The sequence below is a fragment of the Pseudomonas sp. C9D1 genome (assembly GCF_056491235.1).
In genome coordinates this window covers 254,597-271,233 of the sequence record NZ_JBSZIE010000002.1, presented here as the reverse complement: position 1 = coordinate 271,233, position 16,637 = coordinate 254,597, and the positions used below count along the sequence as shown (strand labels likewise).

General features: G+C 54.0%; 11 protein-coding genes. 8 read left to right on the top strand and 3 right to left on the bottom strand.

Annotated features, from left to right (window positions below; all coding sequences use genetic code 11):
• Positions 1 to 205: 205 nt before the first annotated feature.
• From ACXI0U_RS09630 to ACXI0U_RS09605, 6 genes are all read left to right on the top strand, one after another.
• Positions 206 to 787, top strand: a complete 582-nt coding sequence (locus tag ACXI0U_RS09630) for a hypothetical protein (protein WP_397487567.1) — start codon at positions 206 to 208, stop codon at positions 785 to 787.
• A complete protein-coding gene (locus tag ACXI0U_RS09625) occupies positions 784 to 2,076 on the top strand; it encodes an N-6 DNA methylase (protein ID WP_479550144.1) in 1,293 nt (430 codons plus the stop codon). Before ACXI0U_RS09630 ends, ACXI0U_RS09625 begins: the two co-directional genes overlap by 4 nt.
• 26 nt (positions 2,077 to 2,102) lie before the next feature.
• The gene (locus ACXI0U_RS09620; protein ID WP_479550143.1) at positions 2,103 to 2,420 is read left to right on the top strand and encodes a hypothetical protein; all 318 of its coding nucleotides are present in this window, start codon (positions 2,103 to 2,105) and stop codon (positions 2,418 to 2,420) included.
• A gap of 15 nt (positions 2,421 to 2,435) precedes the next feature.
• Positions 2,436 to 2,837: a DUF6957 family protein gene (locus ACXI0U_RS09615; RefSeq protein ID WP_397487570.1), complete on the top strand. Its 402-nt coding sequence runs from the start codon at positions 2,436 to 2,438 to the stop codon at positions 2,835 to 2,837.
• Positions 2,838 to 3,165: 328 nt separating this feature from the next.
• Positions 3,166 to 3,939, top strand: coding sequence for a hypothetical protein (locus tag ACXI0U_RS09610; RefSeq protein WP_479550142.1), 774 nt, complete (start codon positions 3,166 to 3,168; stop codon positions 3,937 to 3,939).
• Entirely contained in the window at positions 3,936 to 5,144 is a 1,209-nt protein-coding gene (locus tag ACXI0U_RS09605; protein WP_479550141.1) for a hypothetical protein, read from the top strand. Before ACXI0U_RS09610 ends, ACXI0U_RS09605 begins: the two co-directional genes overlap by 4 nt.
• Before the next feature lie 403 nt (positions 5,145 to 5,547).
• Here ACXI0U_RS09605 and ACXI0U_RS09600 read toward each other — a convergent pair whose 3' ends face one another.
• The 3 genes from ACXI0U_RS09600 to ACXI0U_RS09590 form a co-directional block, all read right to left on the bottom strand.
• On the bottom strand, positions 5,548 to 6,342 hold the full coding sequence (locus ACXI0U_RS09600; RefSeq protein ID WP_479550140.1) for an NYN domain-containing protein: 795 nt from the start codon (positions 6,340 to 6,342) through the stop codon (positions 5,548 to 5,550).
• Between the two features lie 61 nt (positions 6,343 to 6,403).
• On the bottom strand, positions 6,404 to 13,114 hold the full coding sequence (locus ACXI0U_RS09595) for a DUF3320 domain-containing protein (RefSeq protein WP_479550139.1): 6,711 nt from the start codon (positions 13,112 to 13,114) through the stop codon (positions 6,404 to 6,406).
• A 323-nt stretch (positions 13,115 to 13,437) separates the two neighbouring features.
• Positions 13,438 to 14,316, bottom strand: coding sequence for a BrxR family transcriptional regulator (locus tag ACXI0U_RS09590; RefSeq protein WP_479550138.1), 879 nt, complete (start codon positions 14,314 to 14,316; stop codon positions 13,438 to 13,440).
• Between the two features lie 132 nt (positions 14,317 to 14,448).
• On the opposite strand from ACXI0U_RS09590, the gene ACXI0U_RS09585 reads away from it, so the two are divergent.
• Positions 14,449 to 15,915: a hypothetical protein gene (locus ACXI0U_RS09585; RefSeq protein ID WP_479550137.1), complete on the top strand. Its 1,467-nt coding sequence runs from the start codon at positions 14,449 to 14,451 to the stop codon at positions 15,913 to 15,915.
• A 9-nt stretch (positions 15,916 to 15,924) separates the two neighbouring features.
• Complete coding sequence (locus ACXI0U_RS09580) at positions 15,925 to 16,635, top strand: hypothetical protein (RefSeq protein ID WP_479550136.1); 711 nt, start codon at positions 15,925 to 15,927, stop codon at positions 16,633 to 16,635.
• Positions 16,636 to 16,637: the final 2 nt, after the last annotated feature.

Here is a 16,637-nt window from a genome sequence, read left to right as displayed (position 1 = left end):
CAGCGAGTAGAAGTAATGGATCGATTTCGACCACATCCCTTTTGGCAGCACCTTCGACTTCACAAGCAACCCACTAAAGGCATCAACGCGATGATGCAAATACTATGGGATCTCGGATGTCTGTCAAGAGAAAAAATAGCATCATCATGTTGATGTTAGTATCCCTGGCAGCTAGGATGAGTGATACGCACAAGAAGGAAGTGAGATGGTGACCCTCTCAGAAATCGCTGAAATCCGCGCAGGGCATGCGTTTCGCGGTGCTATCACGCCTGACTTTGAAGCACACAGCCGGGTGATCCAGATCCGCGACGCTGATCAACAGAGTGGGGTGGATTGGACAGGCTTGGAGCGCTGTACCATCGCTGCTCGCAAAGAGCCGGACTGGTTACAAGCTGGAGACATCCTTTTCCAAGCACGTGGACGTAAGAATTTCGCCGTGTGCGTGGCTGAGGTGCCTTACGCAAAGGTCATCTGCACGCAGCACTTTTTCGTAATTCGTGTTCATGACCAGCGATTCAACCCAACTTTCATCGAGTGGCAACTGAACCAATCAGGTGCTCAACGTCACTTCGAGCTGAACACACCGGACGTCAACACCCGGCACATCACACTGGCAACTCTGAGTGCGACCCCGGTCGTACTCGCTGATCAAGATACGCAGCAACAGCTGCATCAACTCGCCACCCTAGCTCGAAAAGAGCGGCTTCTCTTCGAGGCCATGATGAGAACGAGGCAACAGCAGATCTCGGCGGTAGCCAGCCAAATCCTTGGGAAGGGCATCGTATGAGCCAGATGTGCCTGATGGATTTAGTCACGGCTAATCCGGCCTACCGAAAGCTAGCGGCACACTTATTCCTTCTGATCTTGTGGAGCCGCGATTCGTCTGAGGAAGAAGTGCCAGAGTCGTTTGAAGACGGATTTTTTGAACGTGTCGCCTGGCAAGTCGGCGAGACCTCACCGTTGCTTGGGGATGCACTCCGCAAAAAGCTAGGAATATACAAGCTGGAGACCGGCTCGCTAGCCGCTCACCATGAGTATTTCCGTAAGATTGCACGCGGATTAGCTGAGGATGACTCGCTGAGACCAATGCTGCTGGAGATGCTCCTTCAATCGATTGAAGCTGATGGCTCTTATGACGGGGCGAGGCCTTGCCCTGGAGAGCTTATCCAAGTGATCGCAGGCATCTGCCAGCAGGCAGGAGGGCGCTCTTACTACGACCCCATCAGCGCGAATGGACGACTGCTTGCCCAGCTCGTTTCCAACTCAAGCCCATCAGCTTGGGGGCTGGGCCAATCCTCTGCTGACGAAGACATCCTGCATGGGCTGCTACGCGCTTTCTTCCAGCACAATTCTCTGACATTCGAAAAGGCCGATGCCCTGAAGTCCCCTCCGGTTGATGGAGTAGGGCTTCAGGTTTTTGATTCAGTGGTTTCTGACCTTTCAGGTGGTGCCGAGGCATGGGATCCAGAGCTTGGCGTTAGGGATCCATTTGGTCGGTTCAGATACGGTGCAGCCCCAAAAGGGAAAGGTGAGTGGCCGTTCATACAGCACATGCTCGCGTGCATGCGCCCAGACCACGGATTGGCAATTGCAGTTGTAGATCAGGCAGCACTGCTACGAGCGGGTAAAGATGCTGAAATCAGACGGGGCATCATTCAGGCCAATCTACTGGATGCAGTGATTTATCTCCCGCCAAAGCTTTATCGCAGTGACGCACGTCCGCTCGTGATCCTTGTCTTCAAGTCGTCACGACAAAGCCACTCGGTACTGCTTGTAGATGGCAGCAAGCTCTACACCTCTGAAAAAAGCCTCAACACGCTCACGCAAGCAGGTATCCAACAGATCCAGGAGCAGTACTCGCGACGTGAACCTGTTGACGGCACTGCTGTGCTTCTGAGTATCGCTGAGCTTGAAAGCAATAGCTTCGCGCTGAACCCAGGGCGATATTTCTTAGCCCGTGCTGATGAAGGACTACATGATCTCGACGCCCTGAGCCGTGAGCATGAGCACATTAAACGTGAGCTCTGGGATGTAGGTGCTCAGATCGACGAATTGCTCGGCAGACTAGCTGGGTAAGCCGCCCGATGAAAAGCCAGCGAAAGATGGCCATGCTCGCCGCCGCGATGCTCGAAGACTTCCCTGAGATCATCTCTGGTTATGTTGTTGATGCACGCATCGAGTCTCTCTGCCTGACGGGCACTGCGTTCAAAGCATTTGGCTATCCCAACGGTGCACACCTGGTAACCACCGAAATAATGCAGGTCACGCATTTTTCGCCGAACCGCTGGATGATCAAAACACAGGACGATGACTGTTTCGTAATCGCATCCTTTGCTCGCGGTGGTCGCCAGTCCGTGCAGATCTTGGCAGACAAGTTTGAAGCCGCACATCTCTCGCAATCCAACTGGTGCCTGCACTAAATGTGAGGAGGGCACATGGACGAGTTAGGTGCTGTGACGAACATGCTCTACGGCCCCGGAGAACCTATGCAGGGCTCCCCAATGACCGATGACCAGGCACTGGGCTACATGCGTGGACTACGCCCGTATTCTGAATTCTGTCTGGTCAGAGACTGGATCTGGATTGACCTAAATGTCACGCCGGCACAGCTTGCAGAGTTGGAAAAAACTCGCCGCCAGCCTGTGATCATCTTTTCTCACAGAGTGATATACGACTCCATGAGGCGCTGGGACGTTGGTGACCTTGTCCGAACCTCTCTGCTGCATGAGTTCCGTGATGGCTTTCTGTTTCAGACGTTGAACACGGATTATGTGCTCTTGGGTCAGGGCATGAGGAAAAGGGCCGCACTCGAAACGGTTGGCCGCATTGTCTTTTGATCTCGGTGACGCCTATGACTGATCGGATACAGAACGACTCATCGTGCGGGGTTTGCGGTAGCGGTACGCAGGTGCCTGGTTATGGTGAGCAATTCGGTACACTTTCTGCGCGCTGGGGCTATGGCTCGCGCCATGATGGCGAGCATTATCGCGTGAAGCTCTGCGAAGGCTGCTTTTTTGGAGTCCTAGCGTATCTCCGTGAGCAACGGCGGACTCAAACGATGTGCGATGAAGCCCAACCCAAGGACGATTGCGTCTTTGGCCTGACTGCGCGTGGCGATTACTTTGGTGAGTCATAACAGGCTCAGGACTTTATTTTGGAGCAGGCATGATCTCGGCCAATTCATCTCCCTTGCTTATCGGTTGGGACGTAGGTGCCTGGAACTGCGACAGGAACCCCAGCAGCCGCGATGCTTTGGTCGTTCTCGATAGCCAGCGGAAGCTCATGGGGAGGCCCTGGCGCGGAAGCCTTCGCCGGGTGATCAATCAGTCAGCGGGTACAGATGATTTTATCCATCGGCTCTTGGGACTTTGCAAGCTGGATGACCATGACCAATCAGCACCAGTGGTCTTGGCCATCGATACCCCGCTGGGCTTTTCTCAGGGGTTCATCGATCTACTGATAAACGGCCATGCAGCTGACACGATTGATCGGTCATCTGAGAACCCCTACCTGTTCCGTCGAACTGAGCGTTTTCTCTTTGAACGTGGGCTGAGCCCGCTATCAGCGCTGAAGGACATGATTGGTAGTCAGGCGACCAAGGGTATGCATGTGCTGGCTCGCTTCGCCCCTCAAATTGAGACCTGCGGGGTATGGACAGACGGTGCGCGGTTACGTGCTATTGAGGCATATCCCAGTGCCTGCAAGCATTCGGCCACCATGGCTGAATTGCACCAGGGATTCGGTATCAGGGGACAAGCCGGTGGTGGGCTGCCAGAGGGATTCCATCATGGCGATGAACTGGACGCATTGACCTGTGCCTTGATCGCCTGGCTATTTCACTTTCAGCCGGAAAAGCTGCTCCAGCCGGAGCCAAATGTACCCGTCAAGGAAGGCTGGATCTTCGCTCCAGTCGATGGCTTGGACGACCCGACGCAATGAATGCGAATTCTTCGACATATGAAGACAGTGTTCTGCTCAGCCAGGATGAATTATCAGAGTACCTTGCAGAATTTGGCGACAAAGAGGTTTACCTCCGTGAAGCGGTGCTGTTGCTTCCAGTGGAGAAGGTCTTTGCCTTGCTGGATATCAACCTCCGCTCTCTCTGGGAGGCAAGCAGGTCGATTCGCAGAGGGCTTCCAACGAGCAAAACTGCGCTGAAGTACCTTTCGCAACCAGCATCAGATATTTCCATCAAGGCGCAACACAGGTTCATCCGGGCTGTGCCTATACCCAGGCAGTCAGCAGAACTCTCCATAGCTCAATTAGAAAATGGGTTTACCGTTCCCACAATCACGAGCTGGCTTGGCTTTCTAGAGCTGTCTCGCCTTAACCCAGCAGTACTGAACTACTGGAAGGACAGGCTGTACTCACTCTCGGAGCTCAGCGGGCGAGTGATTCGCTCATTGCCAAATAAGCGTGATCGTTTTCTTGCCTACACCTCATCAGAGGTGGTTGATCTGCTCGGATGTCCGGCAAGCCGTCAGCCGATGATTGATCTGCTGCATGACCTCACCGAAGACGAGCTCGCGCAGAGCAGAGCACTTGCTCAGCTGATGTCTGCCGATAGCTGGGCGGCGCTACTCAGGCTGGCCGCATGGTTCATGGCAGATTCGCAGGTAGCTAACTGGGAGTTCGAAGTAGAGGAAGGGACGCAGAATGTCATCCGTGCATCTTGGGCAATACCGAAGTGGTGCGCATTAAGCCAGTCATGGTCAAACCCTATGGAGGCCGCACTTGAAAAGCTCGCATCCCTTGCAGGTTTAACTAAGAAAAGACCTGGGCCAGTCACTTACCTCGGAAAGCTCTGGGCTGCACACGATGGCCTGGGGCCAGAGTCAAGAATTCGCCTGCTCCGGAACTGGGTGCAACTCAAAGGGGGGCGTCCGTCTTTCCAGATGCTTCTGGATCTGATCAAAGTCAGTTATGACCTGCACATCAAGCAAAGAGGTGATCTGCCGCACGATGCACAAGCAAATTACTGGGAGGGAGCCTGCGTGTTTCGATTTGCCGAGACCATTTCCATACTCAATCGAGATTTGCAGCGCGCTGGTTGGCCGACTGAGTTACTGATTTCGCTCATGGGCGTGTATGAAGCTGAGTACCGGAAAGCTCGCTGCTTGTTGGGCAAGCCCATAGGAAACTGAAGGCGCCGTAAAGGCGCCTTCAATTCGGGTGATCAGATTCGATCCTCCCAGTCCTCAGGACGCTCATCGTACCCACGTGACTCCCAGTAGGAGTCATGGTTCGGGTTCAGCTGGTTAGCGTGGTTGTCTTGATCACTTTTCTGGCTCATGGCCGTCTCCCTCAGTTGAAGCCCGCAGGAATTTGCGTGCGGGGTCAGTATCGGAAACAGCCTGGTTCCGAAATAGGGAATTGAAATGGAAATTTTCTACTGGAAAATTCTAGCGGGGCAGGTGTAGTGGTCAGCCGTCAGTCTCGAATCCAGGTAATGCTTCATGGCATCAGGGTTCGTCGCGATTTTCTTAACAAATTTGATAATGCTTTCCTTACCAATAACCTGCCTCGATTGATGCCTGGTCGGCTTTTTCAAGCCACGGTGGCCGCAGCTCGACGCTTGTAGCGAACCAGTGGATGGTTGTTGATCCTCTTCATCTCGAACAAGTCGATGGCCGCGAACAGATCTACCAGCCGTGGATATCCATAGTTGCGTGAGTCAAAGGATGCTTGGTTCCCAATGCGACTACCTACCACGCTCAGGTGAGCCCAGCCGTCTTCGCTCTCGGCGTATGCCACTGCATTTCTCAGTAGGTTCAGTAGTTTGGTATCACCCTTGAGTTCCTTACCCGACTTCCTGCTCGGAGACATCGCGTGACCAGTGTCTTCAGCGGCCAGGCTTTTCTCCAAGTGAGTGATCAACGCAGTGGATTGGTCATCTGTTAACGCAGGTTGGTCGAAGTACAGAAACCTAGAGCAAGCGTTGACGAAAGGCTCTGGTGCCTTGCGCTCACCGAAGTCAACGACTTGTTTACCTTCAGCTCTGAGACGCATGACCAGCGGGGTAAAATCGCAGTCCGAAGAGACCAAGCAGAAAACATCGACTGGCTTGTTGAACAGCACGTCCATTGCGTCCACAGCCATGGCCATGTCAGTGGCATTCTTACCCTTAACCAGATCGAACTGCTGCATGGGCTGGATCGCATGCTCGTGAAGCACCTTACCCCAAGGCTCCAATGAAGCATTCTTCCAGTTGCCGTAGGCGCGACGGATCGAGACCGATCCAAAGGAAGCAAGCTCCGCTAGAACGTCACCGATCTTGCGGCTGGGCGCGTTGTCTGCGTCGATAAACATTGCGACGTTCAAATTCTGTAGCTGACCACCCATACAAACTCCCTAGAGCCTGGAAGGGAAAGCACTTCCAGGCTTTATTTCTATAAAACCAAGATCAAAGATCACTAGCCCTAAACAGGCCTCTCATTGCCAGCTCCAAGCGTCCTTTGGACTGCGCTGACACTTTTTGAAGGCCAATCTCTTTCGCCATGCCTTGAACCAACCCGTCACTGGAAGTTCCCGAATCAACCATGTGCCGGGCCAGAGATTCCAACTCGGGCAGACAGATTTCATCTACGGTGCGGAAACTATCCGCATCATCTGGACGCCGGAATCGCACTTGCCCATCCGTTTCGTAATGACTTGGCCAATAGAAGGCGCTATCTGCCTCTAAAGTGAGTCGATGATCGCGCCCAGCAATCTCAGTTACTCGGGCCAGAATTCGAGCACCAGTGCGAACCCAGCCATGAGCTCTGGCGATCCTTTGGGCCAAGATGCTATCCAGTACAGGGCCCTCCTGATGAATAACATGGGCGATCATGGCCGAGAGAACTTCGTCATACTCGGGATTGAAGAATGCATCCGGGTCAGCTACTGCTGCTTCAAGAGGGTTCGATTTCCGGTAGGAGACAGGGGCTAATACAGGCGCATTGACAGGGTCGATTGAGACCTTATGTGCATACTGACCCGCACGCTCACTATCAGTCTCGGTTTCGCAAGCTGACGGCAACTCAATGTTCTCCTCCATAGGGTTGACGCCATTGCCTTCGGTTTCGACGACAGTCGAGATCAGCTCCTCGCTTAATTCCAGCTTGGCTCGTTTGGCTCGACTTTCTGCAAGAATCTCTTCCAAACGAGCATGGACTTTCTCAGCTGTGCCGATGGGATTGATCCACCAGTCCGTCGACCAGATCCGCACAATTTCCCACCCCAGTCCACGAAGAACTTGTTCGCGGAGCATGTCACGGTCTCGGGCCGTTGCACTACGGTGATAGGTCGCACCATCACACTCAACCCCAGCCAGGTATCTACCAGGCGCATCAGGATCAATGACCCCGAGGTCGATACGGAAGGAGGAAACTCCGACCTGGGTCACGACATGCCAGCCTTTCTTGCTCAAGGCTCGCGCCACTTGTTCTTCGAAGGGGCTGTCGAAGCCACCGAGGCTGCCCACGTTTGCTTCCGCGATAGCGATAGCGCCGCGCTCAGCAAATTCGAGGAAGTGCTTCATGTCACGGACGCCGATTGAAGATGTCCGGGCAAGATCAATATCTTCAGGCTTAAAGGAAGCGAATACGCGCATCTCATGGCGTGCACGAGTGACCGCTACGTTGAGCCGACGCTCACCGCCTGCGAGCGTCATTGGGCCGAAGTGCATGGTCAAATGCCCAGCAGCGTTTTTACCGAAAGTCGTCGAAAAATAGATAACGTCGCGCTCATCACCCTGAACGCTTTCCAGATTTTTAACGAAGATTTTCTCGTACTGATTGTCGGCCAGGAAGCAATCAAGCCGTGGGTCTTTGCGGATTTCAGCCTCAAGTAGGTCTTCAATCAACCGACGCTGCTCACCGTTGAATGTCACGACGCCAAAGGACATTTTCTCTTCTTGGCCGGCTTCAACACGCAAGCGAGCGACAAGGTCGTCAACCAACGCTTGCGCCTCGATCCGGTTGGTGCGGGAGCCCCCCCGGTCGTAAACACCTTTGACGTGGTGCAAGGATACCGCTCGGTCATTGGTAACCGGTGAGGGAAAGGTCACCAGATCGCCGTTGTAGTAACGGCTGTTCGAAAACGCGATGAGACTTTCATGACGGCTGCGGTAGTGCCAGTTGAGGTTCATCGTTGGCATGTTCGCACTGAGACATTCGTCCAGAATGCTTTCCAAATCGGGCTCTACGTCTTCGTTGTCCTCGGCTGATTCAGCGCGGTCGAAGAACGAGGTTGGGGGCATCTGTTTCGGGTCGCCGACCATGATTACCTGACGGCCACGGGCGATAGCACCAATGGCGTCCCATACGGTGATCTGGGATGCTTCGTCGAAGATCACGATGTCGAACTGCTCGGCGTTCGCCGGCAAATACTGAGCAATCGATAGAGGGCTCATCAGCATGCAGGGAGTAAGCTTTGTCAGTGCCTGCGGAATAGAGGACATCAGTTCGCGCAGCGGCTTGTGCCGGGTCTTCTTCGAAATTTCGTGACGCAGAATCCCCCACTCAGAGGATTTGGTGACTTCATCTTGACCAGGCAGACCTGAGCAAATGCGTGCTCGCAGCAGATTGCGAGTCAGCTCATTGAAGCGCTTGTCTAGGGAGCGGAAGTCACGAATGCGCTGCTCATGTTCAGCACTTACAAAACCTCGAATGACTGGATTGTGATCGACCGTGATGTTGAGCCACCAGCGTGCATAATTGGTTTCAAAGACTTTACGGACGGTACCCGAATCAAGCAGGTTGGCTTCCATAGCATCAACCAGATTTTTCAGGCCGGCAGCGACAGCCTCTTCGCGGATTTTCCGCCAGGCACTCCAGTCACGCATGTTGTGCTCTTGAGCAATTATTGCTTCACATGCCTGACGTTGCTCGGTCAGGTTGAGCGCATCAGTGCTGTTTATGCCATCTTGCGAGAAGACCGCCACAGAGGAGAGTTTGTCTTTAGCGGACTTAAGGGCCGTCAACGCAGAGAGGTACTGAGTGCAGTTCTGACTCAGGACACCCTGAGGCTCTAACATGGCATTGGCATCGCCCAGCAACTTACTGAGCGCATCCTTGATGGTCACCATGGCCTCAGGAGTCGTGGCCACATTCGACAATGCTGCTGCAACCATTTCCTGAAAGCGGACGGCTGCCATGGCAATCGGTACTTTTGTAGACAAACCAGCCCACATATTGCTGGTCAGATCACGCAGGTCTTCGTATTCCTTTAGCGATGATTCCACCTGGGCCCGCTGTGTAAGCAGCTTGTGCTGCTCCTGAAGTTTGGCTCCACAACCGCCAGCACTAACGCGATCATGGGTTTCTTCTAAGGCGCCCTTGTCGGTGATGTTGCGACGCTCTTGTTGGAAGGCAATAGCCGCAGCCATGGCGTCTGTGCGTGTAGACAAACCATTCCATAAGCCATCGGTCGCACCAGACAGGTGTTGGCCCAAATCAGAGATTTCTACCTTGACCTTGGCCAGCTCGCGCAGCGCAAGCAAGGCTTGCTGCATTAAATCTCCGGCTTCACCAGCGGTGATTCGCTTGAATCCCTCGTCGACCCATCGTCCATCAGTCTGAAAGTTGGCGAGAGCCTTCTGAAAGCGCACTAGCTCTTCAGCTGCACCAGACGGGTCGGTGTTCGCACCTTCCCAGCATGTAACAGTTTCGACCGGGATCGCCAGTGAGTTGACTTGCTGGCACAGAGAACGAATAGACGACCAGCGTTTAAGGTCTTCAAGAACAGCGGGCTTGTCATCGCCTTCAGCAACTTGCGCCAATTGCTTGGTAATCGCTCGCTTACGTAATGCAGACTTCGGCCAGAATGTTTCCTCAGCTTTGAGCCACTCCGAGAGCAACTCATCCACATTGAGCGCCTCAATCGCCTCGGTATAGGGCACTGACATAGCACCCTTCATCGATTGAATTTCGGCGATCAAATGCAAGCCTTGATTCAAAGCCACGATGACTTGGATCGGCCAGAGAATCGGGAGCGACTCCATCAGTTGTATGTGACGGCTAAGCAGTTCGAGACAGCGCTGAGTTGCCGTCATGGTTGCAGCTGACCACGGGGCTGGCAGGGTCGCAGTAAGGAGTTGGTGCTGCTGAACAAGTTCACAGCCTTGCTTAAGTCGCGAGGCTATCTGTCGAGCATCTGGACGAAGAGCAAAGCGCCAATCCTGGCCAGCAGCAGTGGGGAGTGCCTGAGCCAGCAGGGAAAGTCCATTGCGGCCTTTTGCATCCTGGGTAATTTCCGAGAGGCTAGCGGACTGAATGAGCCTTGTCGCTGCTGATTCAACCGCATCAATAACCGGGAGCATCTCGCGTGACGCTTGAATGACTTGCTGCTGCCACGTCGGTGACCAGTCAACCTGACAGATGGCTGCCAGTGGGTGAGTGGCCAGTGCTTTGAACCCAACGCTTTGAGCATTCACTTCAAGGCGGTCGCTGAGCTCCAGAAGTACCTGCATAGTGGCCTGGTTGTGCATCAGGTGCGTTGGCCACGAAAGATCTACCAGCGGCAGGCCTTCACCTGAAATCGTTGAGCCAATGGCTTTGTAGATGCTCAGGCCATTGGGATAAACCTCATGGAGTTGCTCAACGTATACGTTAAGGCCCTTTCGCAAATTTTCTAGGCGCTCTGCCTCGATGGCCCACGCCTGTGGGTCAGCCTCTGCACTGGCTTTCCAGGCTTGGTTTAGCTTGGAAAGTACATCAACCTTACTCGCTTTGTTGGAGTGAACTTCTAAGCAGAAATCGCCAAGACCGACCTCATGAAGGCGGCGATGTACCACGTTAAGTGCGGCGATCTTCTCTGACACAAACAGCACACGCCGATTGTTCGCAATAGATTGGGCAATGATGTTAACGATGGTCTGGCTCTTGCCGGTACCTGGCGGGCCAATCAACACCATGTCCTGCCCCTGACTGCCGGCCAATACCGCCGACAGTTGGGATGAGTCGTAAGGGAGCGGGCAGAAGATCTGTTTAGGACTGAACTCGCTGTCGAGTCGTTTCTGATCAGGGAAGCGACCGGACTCAGCATTGCCTGTATAGACATCGCGCGGAGTATCCAGCAGATGCCGCACGACCCGGTTGTCACGCAGCTTGTCGCTGCGGTCGACTAGATCCTTCCACATCAGGTATTTGGCGAAGGAGAACATCGAAAGCACCACGTCGCCGACGACTTCCCAACCTTTAATATCGCGGATGGCGTGAGATACCTTGCGCCAAATCTCGACAATATCCAGGCCAGCCTCATCACGCGGCAGCTCGCTGTCAGACACCCCAAGGTGTAATCCGAAGTCCTGGCGCAGCATTTCGATCAGGGTCGGGTTGAAGCGCGGCTCGTCCGTATGCAAGGACATAGAGAAACCGGTGCGGATGCTTTTACGTTCGAGCTGAACCGGAATCAGGATCAGTGGTGCTCGGTATTTGACGTCTTCCCGATCTGTCGGTGACCAGGACAGGAACCCAACAGCCAGAAATAAGGTATTGGATCCACCTTCTTCCATGTTGGTTCTAGCACCCCGATAAAGCTCGACGAGGCGGCTGTCGAGTTCGGTTTGCGCCACGGCGATGTATACCTCGTTGCGCTTGAGAGCATCGGAAGCATGCTGTACTCGAATATTTGCATGCTCTCGCGTTTCATAAAGTTCCTTGTCACGAGGGTCGGCTCCATCCATCAAGTCCGGACGAGGCATCAGCTTGATCGGCTTGCCGCTGGAAAGAACATCTTCAAGGGCACCTGGGTCAGGTGCTTCCATCTTCAGGGACTTTTTCCCCGCGCGGAAATTCAGCAGGCTGTTGCGTAACGACAGATCGAGCAACTTCCGCTGCCAGCGTGCCAAGCGGTCTTCTGGATTAAGACTCGCAGCATCTATTTCAACAGGTGCCTCAGTGGGCAGCGCGATAGGCGCTTCGATCATCAGGCCAGTGAACTCTTGCTCTTCGTCCGCTGATTGCTCGTCTGGAGTAGTTGTAGGAACAGGTGCTGTGACTTGTTCGCCGCTAGCCAGTGGCTTGATCCGCTGCATGCGAGAACGGCGAATATCGAGAGCCATCTCGAATTTGTCTTCCAGGCCTTCGGCAAGGTGCTGGGTTCCGCGATCAATCGCATAGCGCAGGGATACCTTCTGCTGCTGCGCAACGAGTGTGGTTTCAAAGACGGCCAGCTCATTGAGCTTGATGCGCTTGCGAAGTGCGGTGATGTCAGTAACCGTAGCCGTCGTAAACTCTTCGTTCTTCAGCCAAACACCGACAAATGCATGACCTTCCGTGAAGATGGCCATGGGGTTAAGACCCGCCTGTTCAAGCGCTGCACAGAACAGCATGGTGGTGTCCATGCAGGTGGCTAGACCATTAGCTGCAATGTGGCTGGGGCTTCGTACCTTCTGACCGTTCAACTCGAAACTTGCCGGAGGCAGGGTGTAGTCGAGTCCCATCGCAAGTACGGCGTTCCAGATAGCCGACATGATTTCCCACGCATGTTCGGAGCCACTGCCGTAACCATCGAGAGATGAGCTCTTGCCGGCTTTGGTCAGTAGCTCGCAGGCCTTTTTGAGCAGAATTTCAATGGCCGGATCGTTGGGCTGGACAAATGCTGCGGTCATCTCTGGGATGTGCGAGAGCCCACCCCACTGATTGCGGGGAAGCATCTCCAAAGAGAGCTCACGCTTGGCTACTTCAACACGCGGGGCAGCATCGCTCGCGCCTGCGGCAGTCAGCTCAAAACTGAGTTTGGAGTACTCAGACTCGACTAGTCGTGTCAGTAGCGAGCTGTCGACCTCAACATCCAAACTTGGAATTTGCAGGAAGGCATTTGCGCTGAGGTAATCGATGTTCCAAGTCTTAGGCTTGAAGATGGCTGGTTCTGCCGACAGCGACAATGTCAGCGACCGGTAGTGGTGGGCAGTCTCGTTGCGAATTCTGAGCTCACGAATCACCGGAACGGCATTCATGTAGTCAGCCAGGTTAAGCTTGGCGACAAGGGTGGTGTCGATTATGACGGTTTTGGCTGGCTCTTGGACGGCCTCCTCGATGGTGGACGTGCCTTCTGCGATTTCTACCGGCTCAGAAGCAGCCAACTCGACGATACGCTCGTCACCTGAGGTACCGCCCAAAACTTCACTCATTTATGACTCCCTGTAATTCGAATTCTCAACCGGCTCAATCCCAGTCGGGTGTCCTCAGTGGGGCTGATCTGTATCAGGCATTAAATTCCAATGGCCGCCCCAGATATGTCAGCCACCGCCTGACACGGTGGCAACCAACTTACCATAGCCCAATGCCAGCAGCGTCAGGTGTGGAGCGCCATCAGCTCCAGGTCGAACATGCTGGCGCTACATGAGCCGATTCACCGACGGAGCCTTGACTGCGTATTACAAGCACTCCAGTCAACTATCCAACGCCCAGCGAGTCGCACGTTACGTGAAGGCACCGGTCAATTAGCTCGGGGTTAGCGCACCTCAGGGGAGACATATCCCGGTGCAAGGACAGCATTTTTGACACCGTATAGCGCTAATGGGTTAGACAGCCACAGTCTGTACTCCGGGCCCCTGAGGCTATGGTCAGGTGAGCAATCCACACTCCACTTACGCAAGGTGTAGCCTGCCGTCGCTGCTCGAAGTTTGAGCGACAGGACACCGTTGACCATGTCGTAATCCATTGAAGTGACTTCAGGTCGTGGTTGTTCTGGGTGGGGGATGAGTGTCAGCTCTACAATTCTCGTCCACTGGATATCATGATCACTAGCTTCATGAGGTTCTATCGCCTCGGCGGGCAGGGGGCTTGCCTTGCGGATTCGTGTGATGACGAAATCTCGGAACTCCTCTGACTTTCTGTCAAATCCCCGAACGTGCCAACGCAGCCCATTGTCGATCAAGGAAAAAGGCACGATGACTCGCTGGCTAGACCCACTTAGTGACTCGTACTCAATGTGAAGTGGGCATCGCTGATAAATCGCCTGAGTCACAGAGGCTAGGACATCTAGCTTCGGCCATGTCAGTTGGTCGGGGTATTCGACCGCAACCCCGGGCACCGTGTTCCTGGGCTCCCCATCACCCAGACCCTTGGTGACCCAAATCAGCGCATTTTCCGCTGTCGGCTCAAATAGGCTTTCGAAGGACTCGCTGGCCTTGTAGGAACGAGAGCTTGAGTCATACGCCAGATTGTTCATGGCAAGCGTTTTGTACAGCGCTATGTCACGACTGGCTGCCGCCTCCTGGATTTCGAAGCGCTCAATCAAGTGCTGGCGCCGTAGCTCTCCGAGCATTCGCAGTCTGAGGTCAATGAATGCAAGGCGGTCTCGTTGAGGCTGGCTGAGGTTCTCAAGCATGGGCAGAGTCGTTGCAGTGACTGGGATTGCCATACTACATCATTATCAATAGACTGCATGAGTGGTCATCAAATTGATAGCCACGTAAGATGGTGTTGGCAAGTTCACTTCACTCAACAGGCTAGAAGCCAAATGTCCAACGCAGAAAAGATGGGAGCAGCCGATCTTTCGGGTGACGCCAGAACTGAGCTGATTGACCTTTCCCCGCAATTGCGCAATCAGTGCCTGCTGGAGCCCCTTAATCAGCTCTATGGCGCTCGCAATCTCCATCAAAACGACGATGGAGAACCCCTATTTGAGGGGCTCGATACCCACTATCTATGCATGGCCACTCTCAATTTCATGATGGAAGGGGCTGCGGTCGATGCCGGGTACAGCATGGCGGAAGTGAATAACTACCTGGTTTCTCTGATCGGCCGAATTCAGCCGACCAAATCCAACGCCGACTGCATCAAGGCGGCAGAGGTCGTCATTGGGTGCTTGAGGAACAAAAGTGCCAACTGCAAGGACTTTGAATACCCATACTTTCATGCGCCTAGCCTAGAGACACGGATTTACCGTTTTAGCCTGATCAGTCTTGAGCCTGATGCGGATGACATCTATCGCTTCCAGCCAACGCCGGAAGGTTACCTGCTGCTATTGGGCATGTTAGATGTGGATGTTGAGGATCAGCAGATCCTCATGGAAAAAATGCTGCAAATTTTGATCGAACGCGGACGCTTTGAGCAGGCTGCCGATTTCGCTCGTCGTGCCATGGTGCTTTCTATTGAGCATCGCCAGTACATCAATGGGCATATTAAACAGGCTATCCGTGCACCGGGCACGGTGAAGTGGAGCAAGGACATCAAGCCCCGCCTGGATGACTCCCGAATACATGTAAAGGGCCGCCAAGACGAGGAGGGGCGTCTTCTCTTAGCAATCCGCCACAAGCTGGCTGAAATCGAGAACGTCAACAGCCGAGTGGAGCTTGAGAACCTGCATGACCTGCTGTCCAAAGCGGGTAACGTCAGAGCTCGTCTTCAGCTTGAAGTTACTACCGCCGAACCTCGCTTTATTGAGGCGCAGACAGCTGCCTTCCGCGCTCGAAAAGCTTCCGGGTTACCTGATCTTGAGGCCCAGCTGCTGCCGCAACTTTTGAGCAGTCCAGGCCCACAGCTAGCGCTAGCAGCGGAAGATTTCATTGTCAGCCTATTTCCTCCGGTGTTCCCGAAATCGCCGGATATATCCAACCTGTTGAGCATTCTGATGGAGCGTCGGCAGTTGCCTAGCCAGCTGGAAGACGACGAGGAAGATGATGAGCTCATGCCATTCGAGGCGTGGCCAGACCCTTTCCCGGAAACCTTGGTGACCAGCATCTCTTTCTGGCTATCCGCCAAGTTTTCGGAGAGCCGCTCGTGGCGGATTGATGAGCTACTCGAAGAGGCCGGCCATGAAGGCTTTAGCGCCATGGAACAGCAGTGCGTAGCTTTCTGCCTGTACCGCAGCTTCCCCGATAGTGAGTCGGAGTTTTATAACCACCATGCTGTGATCGATGGTCAATACGAAACCTGGGTGGTCAAGGGTGACAACCTCAGATTCGATATCAAGCCAAGCGAATAGGAGGCTCTGTTGGAAAACCCGAATACCGCTGCTGCACGTCTGATTTACCGTGCACTCAATCCTGGAGCCACTCCGAGCAATGATGTCGAATACCGCACCTTGCTAGCGCATTACCGCGCCAATCCCTCTATGCAGCAAACACTGGCCGAGATTGCTACTGGTATGGAATTAATGGTGTTGGACGTCAGTGAGCGCGGCCTAATCATTGCGCCTACAGGTAAGGACAGCCGTTTCTCGATCCGTCTGGGTGACCTGCGCAAGAACCTGTCAGAGGATCAGAAGGTGGCCTTGGCTCTGAGCTTCCTGACGATTTGCGCAGTGTTTTATCCGACTACTGCACTTATTGAGGATGATAGCAAATTTGCCATGCCAGCCACGCAGGCCATGTTTATCAACACCCTGATTGGCTTGGTTGGCCGCATTAGCATCCTCGAAGATACCGACGACTATTCCCGAGAAGAGCTCAGGCCCGGTTGGAGTTACATCCAGAGTCTGCCGCGCTCAATCCCTGAAAAGGATCGGGCCGCCCCGACTTCTGTTGAAGGCTTGATTCGGATGGCTCTCAATTATCTCGGCGACTATGGTCTGGTGAACAGCGTCGGTGCTCAGGATGAGGGTGAAACGGCGGAATATACCGCCACTCACCGGCTGCGCATTCAGCTGCGTGAGCGCACGTTACCCCGCCTCTTTGACTATGTCCGCTCTAGCGTACCGGCCTGAGG